The organism is Bacillus rhizoplanae (assembly GCF_917563915.1).
GTDB classification, from domain to species: domain Bacteria; phylum Bacillota; class Bacilli; order Bacillales; family Bacillaceae_G; genus Bacillus_A; species Bacillus_A rhizoplanae.
On the sequence record NZ_CAKJTI010000008.1, the window covers coordinates 26,895 to 42,019 of the forward strand.

16 protein-coding genes and 1 pseudogene are annotated in these 15,125 nt (G+C 37.4%); 5 read left to right on the forward strand and 12 right to left on the reverse strand.

Annotated features, from left to right (window positions below):
* Positions 1-48 precede the first annotated feature (48 nt).
* The 8 genes and pseudogenes from fabI to LRP84_RS10095 form a co-directional block, all read right to left on the reverse strand.
* Entirely contained in the window at positions 49-825 is a 777-nt protein-coding gene (gene fabI / locus LRP84_RS10060) for an enoyl-ACP reductase FabI (protein WP_230574955.1), read from the reverse strand.
* A 110-nt stretch (positions 826-935) separates the two neighbouring features.
* Positions 936-1,790: a dTDP-4-dehydrorhamnose reductase gene (gene rfbD, locus LRP84_RS10065; RefSeq protein WP_230574956.1), complete on the reverse strand. Its 855-nt coding sequence runs from the start codon at positions 1,788-1,790 to the stop codon at positions 936-938.
* An 11-nt stretch (positions 1,791-1,801) separates the two neighbouring features.
* Positions 1,802-2,773: a dTDP-glucose 4,6-dehydratase gene (gene rfbB, locus LRP84_RS10070; RefSeq protein ID WP_230574957.1), complete on the reverse strand. Its 972-nt coding sequence runs from the start codon at positions 2,771-2,773 to the stop codon at positions 1,802-1,804.
* A 15-nt stretch (positions 2,774-2,788) separates the two neighbouring features.
* The gene (gene rfbC, locus LRP84_RS10075) at positions 2,789-3,334 is read right to left on the reverse strand and encodes a dTDP-4-dehydrorhamnose 3,5-epimerase (RefSeq protein WP_230574958.1); all 546 of its coding nucleotides are present in this window, start codon (positions 3,332-3,334) and stop codon (positions 2,789-2,791) included.
* 8 nt (positions 3,335-3,342) lie between these two features.
* Positions 3,343-4,080, reverse strand: coding sequence for a sugar phosphate nucleotidyltransferase (locus tag LRP84_RS10080; RefSeq protein WP_230574959.1), 738 nt, complete (start codon positions 4,078-4,080; stop codon positions 3,343-3,345).
* 13 nt (positions 4,081-4,093) lie between these two features.
* The gene (locus LRP84_RS10085; protein ID WP_230574960.1) at positions 4,094-4,774 is read right to left on the reverse strand and encodes a glycosyltransferase family protein; all 681 of its coding nucleotides are present in this window, start codon (positions 4,772-4,774) and stop codon (positions 4,094-4,096) included.
* Positions 4,775-4,887: 113 nt separating this feature from the next.
* Positions 4,888-5,571, reverse strand: coding sequence for a class I SAM-dependent methyltransferase (locus LRP84_RS10090; RefSeq protein ID WP_230574961.1), 684 nt, complete (start codon positions 5,569-5,571; stop codon positions 4,888-4,890).
* Positions 5,572-5,840: 269 nt separating this feature from the next.
* Positions 5,841-6,944: pseudogene (locus LRP84_RS10095) on the reverse strand (glycosyltransferase); the annotation flags it as partial.
* A 590-nt stretch (positions 6,945-7,534) separates the two neighbouring features.
* Between LRP84_RS10095 and LRP84_RS10100 the strand changes: the two are divergent.
* Positions 7,535-8,698: an FtsW/RodA/SpoVE family cell cycle protein gene (locus tag LRP84_RS10100; protein WP_230574962.1), complete on the forward strand. Its 1,164-nt coding sequence runs from the start codon at positions 7,535-7,537 to the stop codon at positions 8,696-8,698.
* Positions 8,699-8,775: 77 nt separating this feature from the next.
* Positions 8,776-9,516, forward strand: coding sequence for a bis(5'-nucleosyl)-tetraphosphatase PrpE (prpE, locus tag LRP84_RS10105; RefSeq protein ID WP_230574963.1), 741 nt, complete (start codon positions 8,776-8,778; stop codon positions 9,514-9,516).
* Positions 9,517-9,531: 15 nt separating this feature from the next.
* On the opposite strand, the gene LRP84_RS10110 is transcribed toward prpE, so the two are convergent.
* The 4 genes from LRP84_RS10110 to LRP84_RS10125 all read right to left on the reverse strand — a co-directional run bounded on the left by LRP84_RS10110 (position 9,532) and on the right by LRP84_RS10125 (position 12,743).
* The gene (locus LRP84_RS10110; RefSeq protein ID WP_230574964.1) at positions 9,532-10,422 is read right to left on the reverse strand and encodes an RluA family pseudouridine synthase; all 891 of its coding nucleotides are present in this window, start codon (positions 10,420-10,422) and stop codon (positions 9,532-9,534) included.
* A 356-nt stretch (positions 10,423-10,778) separates the two neighbouring features.
* On the reverse strand, positions 10,779-11,576 hold the full coding sequence (locus tag LRP84_RS10115; protein ID WP_230574965.1) for an NAD kinase: 798 nt from the start codon (positions 11,574-11,576) through the stop codon (positions 10,779-10,781).
* Between the two features lie 21 nt (positions 11,577-11,597).
* On the reverse strand, positions 11,598-12,233 hold the full coding sequence (gene yjbM / locus LRP84_RS10120; RefSeq protein ID WP_230574966.1) for a GTP diphosphokinase: 636 nt from the start codon (positions 12,231-12,233) through the stop codon (positions 11,598-11,600).
* 138 nt (positions 12,234-12,371) lie between these two features.
* Positions 12,372-12,743: a UPF0738 family protein gene (locus LRP84_RS10125; RefSeq protein ID WP_230574967.1), complete on the reverse strand. Its 372-nt coding sequence runs from the start codon at positions 12,741-12,743 to the stop codon at positions 12,372-12,374.
* A 143-nt stretch (positions 12,744-12,886) separates the two neighbouring features.
* On the opposite strand from LRP84_RS10125, the gene LRP84_RS10130 reads away from it, so the two are divergent.
* The 3 genes from LRP84_RS10130 (at position 12,887) to LRP84_RS10140 (ending at position 15,110) form a co-directional block, all read left to right on the forward strand.
* The gene (locus tag LRP84_RS10130; protein ID WP_230574968.1) at positions 12,887-13,465 is read left to right on the forward strand and encodes a CYTH domain-containing protein; all 579 of its coding nucleotides are present in this window, start codon (positions 12,887-12,889) and stop codon (positions 13,463-13,465) included.
* Positions 13,466-13,821: 356 nt separating this feature from the next.
* The gene (locus tag LRP84_RS10135; protein WP_098306218.1) at positions 13,822-14,217 is read left to right on the forward strand and encodes a globin domain-containing protein; all 396 of its coding nucleotides are present in this window, start codon (positions 13,822-13,824) and stop codon (positions 14,215-14,217) included.
* On the forward strand, positions 14,217-15,110 hold the full coding sequence (locus LRP84_RS10140) for a ClpXP adapter SpxH family protein (protein WP_230574969.1): 894 nt from the start codon (positions 14,217-14,219) through the stop codon (positions 15,108-15,110). Before LRP84_RS10135 ends, LRP84_RS10140 begins: the two co-directional genes overlap by 1 nt.
* The last annotated feature ends 15 nt before the right edge of the window (positions 15,111-15,125 follow it).

Consider the following 15,125-nt stretch of genomic DNA (forward strand, 5'->3'; position numbering starts at 1 on the left):
TCCATCCTATGAAATACTCGGAAAGAAACGGCTTTTTATTTGTCTATATTATCCTAAAATGTGGTATCCAGAATCAACATGAATATTCTCGCCAGTCACTCCGCTTGCTAAGTCACTGAATAAGAATAACGCTGTATTTCCAACTTCTTCTTGTGTTACATTGCGGCGAAGCGGTGCGCGTTCTTCAATTTGTTTTAAGATGCTGTTGAAGTCGCCAACACCTTTTGCTGATAATGTGCGGATTGGTCCTGCAGATACTGCGTTGACGCGAATATTATGCTTTCCTAAGTCGTTCGCTAAATATTTTACGCTCGCTTCTAATGATGCTTTTGCAACACCCATTACGTTGTAGTTCGATACAACACGCTCGCCGCCTAGATATGTTAGCGTTACGATACTTCCACCTTCTGTCATCACTTCTTTCGCTGCTCTTGCTACAGCTGTTAAAGAGAATGAACTAATATTTTGTGCTAATAAGAAACCATTACGAGATGTATCAACGAACTCACCTTTTAAATCATCACGTTCTGCGAATGCAATGCAATGAGCCAATCCATGAATAACGCCAACCTCTTCCTTAATTGCTTGGAAGCAGCTTGCGATATCTTCATCACTTGTTACATCACATGGCAATACAAGTGATTTTTGTCCTTCTAATGATTCTGCTAAATCACGTACATTCTTTTCTAATCGTTCCCCAGCATATGTGAAAATTAAGTTTGCGCCTGCGTTATGTAATGAACGAGCAATACCCCAAGCGATGCTTCGTTGGTTCGCAACGCCCATCACGACAATATTTTTTCCTTTTACATTGAGAAGATTCATATATTTATCCTCCTATATTTATAAATTATAGTTGTTATTAGAACCTGGTACTATTTTTATATTAACATAAAATACTCTAAAGGCAAACAAAAATCACTAGTCCAAATTCACTAGTGATTCTTTGTTTCGCTAAAGAAGCGTTCTAATCCTTCTTCCCAAGATGGCATTTGTGAAAAACCATTTAATTTTAACATTTTATGCTGTAAGATTGAGTATTGGGGCCTCGGTGCTTTTGCGCCAAATTCTTCTGTTGAGATAGGTAAGACGTGTACCTTCTTGTTTGCATACGAAAAAATTTTCTTAGCAAACTCGTACCAAGAACACGCTCCGCTATTTGATACATGGTATGTACCATATAATGATGTACGTATGAGTTTCTTTATAACGGAAACTAAGTCTTTTACAGAAGTAGGAGATCCTACTTGATCAGAAACAATCGATACACTCTCTTTCTCTTCACTAACCCTTAACATTGTTTTAACAAAGTTGTTTCCATATTTCCCGTAAAGCCAAGACGTGCGAATAATAAAGTATTGATTATGAAATTTTTCCACAAATTGCTCCCCTGCATATTTTGAAAGACCATATACATTTACTGGTTTTGGTATATGGAATTCATGATAGCCCTCTATTCTAACACCAGAAAATACATAATCTGTACTAATATAAATAAGCTTTGCTCCTACATTTTGCGCAATAACCGCTATATTTCTTGTTCCAATTGCGTTTGTTAAATATGCTAAATCTTGTTCTTCCTCTGCTTGATCTACTTTTGTATAAGCGGCACAATGTATAATGATATGAGGCTTTATCGTCTTTATTACACGCTCTACTTGTGACATGTCAGTAATATTTAACGACTTTTTATCAAATGGATATATTTCATACAATTTTGAATCCAAATCTTCTACTATTTGTTTCCCTAATTGACCATTTGCTCCCGTTATCATAACCCGTTCTTTCATCTGCGAGCCCCTTACTTTTCTTTTAATGGTCGCCACCATTGCACGTTTTGTTTATACCAACGAACGGTTTCTTCGATCCCTTGCTTAAACGTATACACCGGCTTCCATCCTAATTCTTGCTTTATTTTTTTCGCATCAATTGCATAGCGGCGGTCGTGTCCTAAGCGGTCTGTAACATGATAGATATCATCTTTTCCTCTTTTCAATAACGCCAAAATCTGCTCAACAACTTCTACATTCGGTTTTTCATTATCTCCGCCAATGTTATACACTTCCCCAATTTTCCCTTTATGCAGTACAACATCAATTGCACTACAATGGTCATTCACATGAAGCCAATCTCTTATATTCAATCCATCTCCGTATAACGGCAATTTCTTCCCCTCAAGTGCATTTGTAATTATAAGTGGAATTAATTTCTCTGGATATTGATATGGTCCATAGTTATTGGAACAACGGGTAACAATAATAGGCAATTGATACGTTTTGTAATAGGATAAAGCAATCATATCTGCACTCGCCTTACTAGAAGAATACGGACTGCTCGGATCTAACGGTGTTTGTTCTGTAAATTTCCCTGCTTCCCCTAATGAGCCATACACCTCATCTGTTGAGACTTGCACCATTTTTATATGAGGATATTTTTTGACTAACTCTAATAACGTTACCGTTCCAATTATATTCGTATCATAGAAAGGAATAGGATTTTCAATGCTGCGATCAACATGTGATTCCGCTGCAAAGTTAACAATGGCATCTACCTTATATTCCTGAATAGCATATTCTAAAAGCTCACGATTTTGAATCGTGCCTTTTAGAAAAACATAGCGAGGATCTTGCTCAACAGAACGTAAATTTTCAAGATTGCCGCTATATGTTAACGCATCATAATTAATAACATGGTAATTTTTGTATACTTTCAATATATAATGAACAAAATTACTACCAATAAATCCAGCTCCGCCTGTTACTAATATATTCATAGACAACTCTCCTACTTAAAAACAATCTTTGCACTCAATAAGCGATGGCAGCAGCCGATCTTTTTTTGACAAAGTGGGCTCTTTTACCGGCCATGGAATGTTCAAATCTTTATCCCGCCAATACACACCGCTATCGTGCGGGGCACTATAATACTCATCAACTTTATACATAACAACTGTATGCGGAACAAGCGTACAAAATCCATGAGCAAAACCTTTTGGAACAAGCAATTGCCGGCGATTCTCTTCACTTAAAATATATGCTTGCCACTGTTCATACGTAGGGGATTCTTTACGTAAATCAACAATGACATCATAAATAGCACCTTGTAAAACTTGAACTAGTTTTGTTTGGGCTTTCGGTTCCTTTTGAAAATGCAAACCGCGAATCGTACCTGCTTTCGCAGAAGAAGATAGATTATCTTGTACAAACGAATATGTAATACCAATCTTCTCCAACGTTTCTTTGTTATAATTCTCCATAAAAAAACCTCGTTCGTCTTCAAACAAATGTGGTTCTAACAGTTTTACATCTCGAAAAGATGTGTCAATCACTTTCATATACTCACCTACTCCCCATTGAACTGCTTTCCAAAGTCTATATTTCGCGCCAACGTATTTGCTCTCTGAAGAGAAGTATGAGTTCCTGCATCCGTCCACCAGCCATTTAACATATTGTAAGTAAGAATTCCTCTCTGTAAATACCAATTGTTCAAATCTGTAACCTCTAGCTCACCTCGTGCTGATGGCTTTAGCTGCTTTATATATGAAAAGACTTGTGCGTCATACATATAAATGCCTGTAACCGCATATGAACTTTTTGGTTCTTTCGGTTTTTCTTCAATTTCGATAATTTTTCCATCTTTAATAAAAGGTACGCCAAATCTTGTAGAATTTTCTACTGCTTTTAGTAATACTTTTGCACCTTGTTCTTGTTTCATATATTCTTCTACATATGGACGAAGGTCATCTGAAAAAATATTGTCTCCTAGTATAACGAGCATTCGGTCCTTATTAACGAAATGTTCACATAATCCTAAAGCCTCTGCAATCCCTCCCGCACGGTCTTGCACCCGATAAGTAAACGATACACCAAATTCTTCCCCGCTCCCTAAGAAATCCACGACAGCCCCCATGTGCTCTCTCCCGGTAACTACCATAATATCTGTAATTTCACATTGTTTTAATTTGTATACTGAATGATAAATCATCGGATATCGTCCGACTGGAAGGAGATGCTTATTTGTTACTTTCGTAATCGGATATAGCCTTGATCCCGTTCCTCCTGCTAAAATAATCCCCTTCATCTCAATCACTCCCTTATGTTGGAAATGAAGTATTCATATAGCTACGCAAAAAGATTTGCCGATATTTTTCATAGGCCAATGCATCAAATTCATCCCCATTATAATGAAGACACCATGGCCGCATTTGGTTAGAAACACCTACTAAATAACCTGCTTTACGGAATTCAAATGACTGGGAAACATCATAAAAATGAAACCCATCAAATAAATCTTCCCTCCATGGCAAATCATATTGCGTAGCCATAAACAAACCGTCTATTGCTTGAACAGGAGTAAAAAGATTCGGTTCATAAAAGCCTGTTTCAAAACTTAATAATTGATAATTCTGTCTTCTGTACTCAATAACTTGCCCAGCTAATTTTCCCCCTTCCCACCATATACCATTTTCCGGCATATGCTGACAGCCTGCTACTCCAATTAGCCCGAGGTTTTCATTAGATGTAAAAATAGAGATAAGATTAATAAAAATATTCCGATCGATAAGAAATGTATCTTGATGCAAATACACTTTATACTTTGCTGGATATGAAATTGCTTGATTATATGCACTTGTCATACTCGTTGCATTATAGATTGGAAGTATTTGAACTTGATATTCATGTGGAACAAACACATTTTTAATTTGCCTCTCACATTGTGTAAAAAGCTCTTCGCTATTGACACAAACGACTACCAAAATTGTCTTTTCTTTCATCATGGTAATCCTTTCTTTTCTGTTTGTGAATGTAATCCCTTATAGATACAACAAATAAGGGATTACATCAGTGACCTGCGAATAGCGGGATAACAGTCATTTCTCCGCTTCATTCACACTTTCATTGCTTCAATTACATATTGATATACACTTGTCTCCGTCATAAAGTTACTTCCAATATTATATTTCTTACAAACTTCATATAAGTCTTGTATGATCGGTGTATACGTATCGTAATTAACATATACACGTTCCACTTGATTAATCGAAAAGCCTGCATTCACAAACAGACGTAACATCTCTTTAAACGTAAAAAAGCGAATATGTGTTTTATCCATCAATCCAGCTTTTTCATACGTCCAATCTCCATTCAGAAGGGGAATCAATACTGAAATATGCGCAACGTTCGGTATACTTGTTAAAATAACACCGCCTTGTTTTACATACGGTTTTACTTTCTCTAAAACAGCCCACGGATCAAACAAATGCTCTAATACATCTCCAAAAATAATACAATCAAACTGTTCTTTCTCATACGGTAAGTCCATTGTTTCTATATTATCTCTGATCACATGATCCAGTTTTGTTTTTGCAATTTGTGCTGCTTCTTCAAAAGCTTCAATACCTGAAACACGTATCCCCTTTTCTTTTATAGCAGCTCCTAACCCACCTCGTGAACAACCAATATCCAGAACTTCTTTCCACTCTTTTTTTATATGCTTTAATAAATAAGGATTTGCACCTTCATAATAATCATCACGCTTTTCTCGATATAAAGAGGAGTCTTCTGTTCCCATCCTATTCCCCTCCTATACATTCAACTTAAAGTACCATAATGATGTTATGCATGTGAAACAATAACATTATACCCCGCTAAATGTGCATCCATTTTACCAATAAGTGAAGTGCAATAGGACGCATATTGTTCATTCCATCTTCCTAAATCACCTGCCAGTTCTTGAATATTCATCACTTTTAATCGCTCTTTTTCTAATAAAATCATGATTTCTTCTAGACTGTAACTCTGCTCATCTTCCTCATTCTTACCTTGAACTTGAAATCGTTGTTCAATTCGTGTGTAGTAATTAGAATTAGGAAATGACATAATCAGAACACCATCTTGATGTAATAAACGGGAGATTCCTCTTATGACAGCTAACATATGTTCACGGTACACAGGACATGAAAGTAGAATTATAGAAAACTTATCATTTAAAAAATTCCCCTCTAATTCATTTAGTTTCGCATGCAGTGTCGGTGCTGCATACTCAGCAATTCTCACCGCTTCCTTTTTCTCTTCAACGCCCAAAAAATTCCCATTTTGATAACGACGCTTCATTTCAAGCAATGTTGCACCGCACCCTGCACCAATATGAAGAATATTCATCCCTTCTTTGTAATACATATCCGACAATTGTAATAAATCGAAGCGAATGAATAAATCACTAGAAGGGAATCCCCATTTCTGTTGAAATTTCAATCCATTTGCATGCAACAAATTATAAAATTGAGGAATATTTTCTTTCCAAGATACACTTCCATAATGATGAACAAATGTATCACGGCATAAATATAATTTATATCCCTTTTGGCGCATCCGAAGTGATATATCATCATCCTCATAATTGCCTGGTGTAAATCGTTCATCTAGTAAACCAATCTCATTTAAAACCTCTCTCTTTATAAGCATACAAAAGCCGATTAATTTTATTCTTTCTTCCCATTTCGTTGCATCACTTTGATTATATGCAGCAGCAAACTCTTGCATCTCTTCTAAATTTGTATAAGAAACAGGAATTGTACTGTAATAGGAAGCACTGTTCGTTACCGGTCCTACAGCTGCTGTATCAGGCTGTTCATATAAACAATTTAGTAAGTTCTTTAACCAATTTTCTGTTACAACTACATCATTGTTTAATAATAAAATGTTGTCACCTTTCGCTTTTTCAATTCCTTGGTTGCACCCTCGTGGAAACCCAACGTTAGCTGCATTCTTCACAAGAAGTATATCTGACTGCAATTGTAACCACTCTACCGTTCCATCCGTTGATGCATTATCAATAACAATTAACTCGTAGCTTTCTTTTTCTGTATAGTTCCTTATACTATCAATACATTGTTTCGTGTAATGGAGTTGGTTGTGAGTTAAAATAACAATACTTGTTAACATAAAACGCTCCTCCCCCTCAAATATCGTACAATTTCCAGTAGTGGAGGCTTCCTTCTTTCCAAACCATAAAGTGAAACTTCCATCAGTGGGGGATCCCCCCCACTGATGGTTAGTTGAACCAATCGGGCTTTTACGGACAGTTATCCCCCACCTTTCTTCTTCGCTTTTCTCTGCATCTTGAGGCGGGGGTCTTACTGTCCGTTAATGCGGGATAAATGAATTAAAAATTAAGCGACAATTCTCTTTTATCATATCCCTATAACATTATTAAAATGGAAGCAAATTTTCCCCTTCAAAGATAGCATTTATATGGAACACATTGCCCCAAAATTATAATCCGAGTTTTATAAAATAAACCTAAAGAAATCTTATGTTTTTCAAGTTTATTTTATGATTATCAATTAATATGTTATCCCTGTTTATATATGCATATAGATGAAACGCATAAAAACTTTAATGTTATAACAGTCTACACATCTGACATTCCCAACTTAAATCTAAACAACATATTTGCAAACAACAAAAAATCCGCTAAGATGGTAATAGTGTCTTTTTTAATAACAATGAGTCATAGAAAGGAATACAGTACGGTGAAAGATAAAAATTCTCGATATCAAATAGATTACGTCTTGATAATGATTGTACTTGCAATCGCTATAGTAAGTTGCTTTGCCATCGCCAGTGCACAGCCATCCTTGCCACCAAATTTACAAAAGGTTAACTTCGTGGCTAAACAAATTCAATGGTATGTAATTGGTGTGATTGCAATTGCTGCTGTTATGGTCATCGATTTTGATCGTTACAAGCAAATTTGTTGGTATTTATACGGATTCGCAATGGTTCTTCTTCTTGGACTTGAGTTTCATATTCCTGGTTCTCAAACGATTAAAGGGGCAACCGCTTGGTATGCATTACCAGCAGGGCTTGGTAATTTCCAACCCTCAGAAATCATGAAACTCTTTTTAATTCTTGTAGTTGGACGTATTATCGTAGACCATAATGAAAAATATACGATTCGAACGCCACGAGAAGATCTACTCTTACTTGGAAAAATATTTGCAGCGAGTTTACCACCATTACTGTTAATCGCAAAAGAACCAGATTTAGGGAATACAATGGTAATTTCAGCAATGCTTGCAGCCATGATTTTAGTATCAGGTATACGTTGGCGCTTTATTTTCGGTTTAGCTGGCATTGTCGCTGCAGTTGCTGCACTACTCGTTTATATTTACTTTGCACACACAGCATTTTTTAAAGCACATATTTTAAAAGAGTATCAGCTAGATCGTTTCTACGGCTGGTTAGCACCTTATGAATACCCAACACAGGGTTATCAATTAACTCAAGCCCTTTTAGCTACCGGATCAGGCGAGTTATACGGAAAAGGTTGGGACGGTGGAGAAGTATACTTCCCTGAACCTCATACCGATTTTATTTTTACAAATATTGCTGAGAAATTCGGATTTTTAGGAGCAAGCGTCGTTATTTCGCTCTATTTCCTACTCATTTATCGTATGATTCATATTGCGTTAGAAAGCAATGATCCATACGGAAGCTATATATGCGCGGGAACCGTCGGGATGTTTACATTCCAAGTGTTCCAAAATATTGGTATGACAATCGGGCTACTTCCTATTACCGGTATTACATTACCGCTTTTAAGTTACGGTGGTAGTTCCTTGGTCACCTATATGATTGCGATTGGCTTCATTCTGAATGTACAGTCGCGAACCAAGAAATTTATGTTTGATTAAACCATATCCTAGTGGATATGGTTTTTTTCTTACCCTTGTAGAGGTATACTAATCAAAAAAAGAGTAGGTGATCAAATATGAAGTATGATGTTATCGGAGATATTCATGGCTGTTTAGAAGAGTTTCAATCATTAACAAAGCAGCTTGGATATCAATGGGATAGCGGGTTACCTGTTCATCCACAAAAACGGCAGCTTGCTTTCGTCGGTGATATTACAGACCGTGGTCCTCATTCTCTTCGAATGATTGAAATTGTGTGGGAACTTGTCATACATAAAAAAGAAGCATATTATGCCCCGGGTAACCATTGTAACAAATTATATCGTTACTTCCTTGGGCGCAAAGTGCAAGTGGCACATGGCTTAGAAACAACCGTTGCAGAATACGAAGCATTAAACACACGTGAGCAAAAAATCGTGCAGAAAAAGTTTATTGATCTTTACGAACAGGCGCCTCTCTATCACGTACTAGATAACGGAAAACTCGTTGTTTGTCACGCTGGTATTCGCCAAGATTATATCGGGAGAAGTGATAAAAAAGTCCAAACTTTCGTCTTGTACGGTGATATTACAGGCGAAAGGCACCCTGACGGTTCTCCTGTCCGTCGTGACTGGGCGAAACATTATACTGGAGATGCTTGGATTGTATACGGACATACACCGGTACAAGAACCTCGATTCGTCAATCATACTGTGAATATCGATACTGGATCAGTATTTGGCGGAAAATTAACAGGACTTCGTTATCCGGAAATGGAAACGGTGTCCGTTCCTTCTTCAATGCCGTTTGTACCGGAGAAATTTCGTTCTATTGACTAAAAAAAGCTGATGGAATCATGATTCCATCAGCTTTCTCATATCTTCCGGCAACTCCGCATGAAATGTAAGCTGCTTTTCTAATACAGGATGATAAAATGTTAAATTTGTACTATGCAATGCTTGTCTCTTTATTTCATCCTTTTTCCCACCATACAAATCATCACCAAGTAACGCATGGCCAAGATGCGCCATATGTACTCTAATTTGATGCGTCCGCCCTGTTTCTAATTGAAGTGTCACATGCGTCTTACCTTTCAATCTCTTTTGCACATGAAAGTGGGTAACTGCTCGCTGCCCATCTTCACGGACCATGCGCTCAATAATACTATCATCTTTTCGTGCAATGGGAGCATCAATTGTTCCGCTGTCCTCTGCTATCGTTCCATGAACGATAGCTTCATATGTTCTTTTTACTTGTTTTTGCTGATGTTGCTTTGATAGCAAATGGTGAATAAAACGATTTTTTGCAATTAACATTAAACCAGATGTATCTCGGTCGAGCCTTGTTACAATATGTACTGTACTTGCAAGGTTTTGCTGATCATAATAATGCAAAAGAGCATTAGCTACACTCCCGCTTGGATGCTCTCTTGATGGAATTGTTGACATATACGGCCGCTTATTAATAACAAGAACAGAATCGTCTTCATACACAACCGAAAGTGGAATGTTCTCGCTTAGCATCCCTTCACTTCTTTGCTCAGGTGGGAAGCATACTGCTAACTTTTCTCCCTCTTGCAAAGCATGACGTACATTTACAGAATGTCCGTTCACTTCAATCGCTCCGCCATGAAACTTTATATCTGTTAACGCTGCTTTAGAAATACCCTTCGCTTTCAAAAACTCTCGAATAAGCATTCCATCATCTGTTTCTGTTATACACCAAGTTAAAGTAAACCTTCTCAACTGCATAACTCTATTCTATTCCTCTCTACCAGTGTTCTTTACGTGTTCCCAATGTATTCCTCTGATCCCGGATTCAACTAACTAGCAGCGGGAAAAATGTCCGCTGCTAGAGGTTTCGCTTTACCCCGCTCTAACGGGCGGTACCTTTATGTATTTCACGATGCAAAACCGCCCGTATGAGCCCGATTGGTTCAACTAGCTAGCAGCGGGAAAAACGCCCGCTACTAGAAGTTTCACTTTACCCCGCTCTAACGGGCGGTACCTTTATGTATTTCACGATGCAAAACCGCCCGTATGAGCCCGATTGGTTCAACTAGCTAGCAGCGGGAAAAACGCCCGCTACTAGAAGTTTCACTTTACTGATCTGCCACAAAGGAATCACGCACTCGTTTCCAAAATGGAAATGGACGAAACCGCACAAATCGAACCCTTTGATTTGCCACTCGGTATTGAATCGATTTAACATCTTGTTGATCCATCGTCAAATGATCAATTGTAATTTGCAAGTTCATTCCAGTAGCTGGTTTTAACACACACGTATGATGCTTCGGTAATACGAGCGGAGATCCAACTGTACGAAAAACTCGATTGTTAATAGACGCCATTTCTGTAATTTGAATGGCTTCCAAGGATGGATGAATAATCGCTCCGCCCAGTGCTTTATTATACGCGGTACTCCCAGAAGGTGTTGAAATACAAAGACCGTCACCGCGAAATGTTTCAAAGTATTCACCGCGAATTTCTACATCCATAACAAGCGTTCCTTCGTTGCTTTTTACCGTCGCTTCATTTAGCGCTAAATATTGTGATTCTTTACTTCCATTCATGTAACGAATAATGACCTCTAATAATGGATATTCAACAACTTGAAAAGGCGTTTTCGCAATCGCAATGACAAGCTTCTCAACTTCTGTTGGTAACCAATCTGCATAAAATCCTAGATGCCCAGTATGTACACCGACAAATGCTGTTTTGTCTAACCGATTCTGATAGCAATGAAACGCATGCAGCAATGTTCCATCTCCTCCAACAGAAATTACAATATCTGGCTCTTCTTCATCCATGGTAAATTCAAAATCACGTAAGTACTCTGTCATCGTACTTGTAAGCGCATTTGATGATTGATCTCCCTTTGACATAATTGCAAATTTCATCGCCCAACACCCTTTAGATTATTATTCTGTTTCTTTCGCCTCTTGCTTGCGCAAAAAGATCTTTTGTGCTTCTTTGATTTCAAGACGAATCGAAGACATTTCTTCGTCTAATAGATAAGCTGCTTCAGCTGCGCGCTGCAAACGCACTTTAATATCTTCTGGAAAGCGCCCACGATATTTATAATTTAAAGAATGCTCAATTGTTGCCCAAAAATTCATTGCTAACGTTCGAATTTGAATTTCAACTAACACTTTTTTCTCCCCACGAATCGTTTGCACAGGATAACTAATGACAACGTGATAGGAACGATATCCACTTTCCTTCTTTTGTGTCACATAATCGCGTTCTTCCACAAGTTCAAAATCGTTACGTTTTCGTAAAAACTCTACAACTGGCTTAATATCATCAACAAATTGACACATCATACGAAGCCCAGCAATATCTTGCATTTCTTCCTGCAAACGATCGAGTGGAATATTGCGTTTTGCTGCTTTATCAATAATACTTGCAACAGATTTGACTCTACCTGTTACAAACTCAATGGGCGAATGTTCAGCCAACATTTCAAACTGAGAACGCATTCCTTTTAATTTTACTTTCAACTCTCCTACAGCTTGATGATAGGGAGCTAAAAATTCTTCCCAATTTCGATCCAATGTAACCACCACCAAAACAAATCAGTTTCTTCTATCCCGCTCTAATGGGCAGTATCTTTAAGTGTTTCAGCCCTTAAGAGCCCGATTGGTTCAACTAACCATCAGTGGGATGAAACGTCCACTGATGGAAGTTTCACTTTACAGAAACACTTTTTCTACTGCACTTACGAGTTCCTCACCGTAATTCGCATTTCCTTCGATATTTTCAATTAAATATTCCAATTCTTCTTTCATTTGTTCTAACTCGATTTCAACGTCATGAATACGAACAAACATTGTTTCATCGTTCTTCATCGCATTTTTTAAATCTTCCCAGCACGTATGCGGGATACTCACGTAAATAAAAGAGGTTTCATTCTCTAAAATATATAAAAATGATAAATTGTCTGAATCTACAAGTACGTGACTACGTGCCTTTAAACCGTCTACACGTAGCTCTGTATTTTCCGCACAAAAAATAAGAGCATCTTCTCTTTTTTCTACGCTCTTAACTTGAATTTTATTTTGCATGCTTTAACTCCTCCATATCATACTTCCTGTCATAATCAACACTTTTATTGTAACATAACATACAACGAAACAAATAAAACATTGAATGAAATTTAGGAAAAAGCGATAATGAGTACCAGATATTTCACAAAAGGAGAGCGCATATGCAGCAAGAAATTGAAATCGAATTTAAAAACATGGTCACAAAAGAGGAATTCCATTCTTTATGTCAGGCATTTTCTATTACAACATTCGCAAAACAAGTAAATCACTATTTCGAAACGCCTACATTTTCATTAAAAAATGCTGGCTCTGCACTTCGTATTCGTTGTAAAAATAATACTTATACACTAACACTAAAACAACCGGCAGAGATTGGATTGTTAGAGACGCATCAAACTTTAACAGAAGAAGAAGCTAAAATAATGATTGAAACAAATAGGTTAATCAAGGGAGCTGTTTCCAAGCAATTAGAAACCCTACAAATTCCTGTTTCTTCATTACAATACATGGGAAGCTTAACAACAGAGCGAGCAGAAACAACATTTGAAGGCGGTACCCTCGTATTCGATCATAGTTTTTATTACGAACATGATGATTATGAACTTGAATACGAAGTAAGCGATGAACAGGCTGGACAAGCAGCATTTGCTTCTTTATTAAAAGAACATAATATTCCTACCAGACATACAAAAAACAAAGTGCAACGCTTTTTTCTTGCCAAAGGCCAAAAAGAACAATAAACTAGCAAAGGATTGATTAAGAGCTATTTATTTGCTCTTCGTGACAATCCGTTGCTACAATAAAGTGAAACTTCCTTCTAGGATGCTTTTCTCTAGAAGGTTAGTTGAACCAATCGGGTTCTTATGGGCAGTTTTGCATCATGGAACACCTAAAGATACTGCCCATTAGAGCGGGATAAAGTCAAACTTCCATCAGTGGACGCTTTGTCCCACTGATGGTTAATTGAACCAATCGGGCACAGTTCGCAGTTAGCCCCTATCTCCTTTGAATGATTTCTCATGAAATTAAGGTGGAGACCTTACTGCCTACAAGTAGCGGGATAGATATACATTTGATGGAAAAAGGAGTTACAAGGATGAACAAGCAACCAACGACACCATTTGAAGCAATTGGCGGTGAACAAGGCATTGCAAAATTAGTCGATACATTTTATTCCTATGTCAGTAAACACCCTGACTTATCTCCCATCTTCCCAGACGATTTAACAGAAACTGCTAGGAAGCAAAAACAATTTTTAACACAATATTTAGGAGGACCAAGCCTTTATACAGAAGAGCATGGTCACCCAATGTTACGTGCTCGTCATTTGCCGTTCGAAATTACACCGAAACGCGCAAAAGCTTGGCTCTCGTGTATGGAACAAGCGATGGATGATACCGATGTACACGGACCGATTCGTGATTTTGTATTTGAACGTTTGACGTTAACGGCGCAGCACATGGTCAATACTCCCGAAACAGGTGAAGCTTAATGGAAAAACAGGAAGCAAAACATATTGCATCAATCTCGCCTTCCAAATGTGAGCCTAAGTCTGTAGAAGCATATTTATTTATTGATCCACTTTGCAAAGATTGTTGGGATATCGAGCCATTGATGATTAAACTATGGCTCGAATATGGAAAATATTTTTCACTCCGTCACATTGTTACCGGTAAGGTAGAAGGGGCCATCTCCCCATCACACAAATGGAATAAACCTGCTAATATTCGATTTGTGTGGGAAAAAACAACAAGTTTACACGGATTTTCTTGCGACGGAAAAGTATATACGCACGGGGCTTCATCAACTCCGTATATAACTTCGCTTGCCATTAAGGCGGCAGAATTACAAGGTCGAAAAGCAGGTTCGAAATTTTTACGAAAACTTCAAGAATCCATTTTACTTGAAAATATATCAAAGCCAGATATGGATATGCTGCTTATATGTGCGAAACAAAGCGGAATTGATATTGAAGAATTTAAACAAGATTTACATTCTGTCAGTGCCGCAAAAGCATTTCAATGTGATTTGAAATTTACAAATGAAATGCACATTACAGAAATCCCTTCTCTCGTTTTCTTTCATGCTAATTCAAATGAAGAAGGAATTAAAATTGCTGGTATTTATTCTTACGATGTATATGTACAAGTATTAAAAGAAATTGTGAAAGAAGAAATTGAACCACAACCACTTCCTTCTCTAGAAGTATTACTAGAGCAAGTTCAATTTATGTCAACAAAAGAAATTGCCTTTATTTATAATTACTCTCAAAATGAAATAGAACGAGAAATGAAAAAATTGCTACTGAAAAGAAAAGTACGCATGGTTGATACAAAACGAGAGCGTTATTGGAAATGGATTACAAAAGAAAACGACCTGGTGTAAAACACCAGGTCGTTT

Bases quoted from the DNA above. Each gene is read 5' to 3' on its own strand.
- fabI (WP_230574955.1), bottom strand. From the start codon at position 825: ATGAATCTTCTCAATGTAAAAGGAAAAAATATTGTCGTGATGGGCGTT.
- rfbD (WP_230574956.1), bottom strand. From the start codon at position 1,790: ATGAAAGAACGGGTTATGATAACGGGAGCAAATGGTCAATTAGGGAAA.
- rfbB (WP_230574957.1), bottom strand. From the start codon at position 2,773: ATGAATATATTAGTAACAGGCGGAGCTGGATTTATTGGTAGTAATTTT.
- rfbC (WP_230574958.1), bottom strand. From the start codon at position 3,334: ATGAAAGTGATTGACACATCTTTTCGAGATGTAAAACTGTTAGAACCA.
- LRP84_RS10080 (WP_230574959.1), bottom strand. From the start codon at position 4,080: ATGAAGGGGATTATTTTAGCAGGAGGAACGGGATCAAGGCTATATCCG.
- LRP84_RS10085 (WP_230574960.1), bottom strand. From the start codon at position 4,774: ATGAAAGAAAAGACAATTTTGGTAGTCGTTTGTGTCAATAGCGAAGAG.
- LRP84_RS10090 (WP_230574961.1), bottom strand. From the start codon at position 5,571: ATGGGAACAGAAGACTCCTCTTTATATCGAGAAAAGCGTGATGATTAT.
- prpE (WP_230574963.1), top strand. From the start codon at position 8,776: ATGAAGTATGATGTTATCGGAGATATTCATGGCTGTTTAGAAGAGTTT.
- LRP84_RS10115 (WP_230574965.1), bottom strand. From the start codon at position 11,576: ATGAAATTTGCAATTATGTCAAAGGGAGATCAATCATCAAATGCGCTT.
- LRP84_RS10125 (WP_230574967.1), bottom strand. From the start codon at position 12,743: ATGCAAAATAAAATTCAAGTTAAGAGCGTAGAAAAAAGAGAAGATGCT.
- LRP84_RS10130 (WP_230574968.1), top strand. From the start codon at position 12,887: ATGCAGCAAGAAATTGAAATCGAATTTAAAAACATGGTCACAAAAGAG.
- LRP84_RS10135 (WP_098306218.1), top strand. From the start codon at position 13,822: ATGAACAAGCAACCAACGACACCATTTGAAGCAATTGGCGGTGAACAA.
- LRP84_RS10140 (WP_230574969.1), top strand. From the start codon at position 14,217: ATGGAAAAACAGGAAGCAAAACATATTGCATCAATCTCGCCTTCCAAA.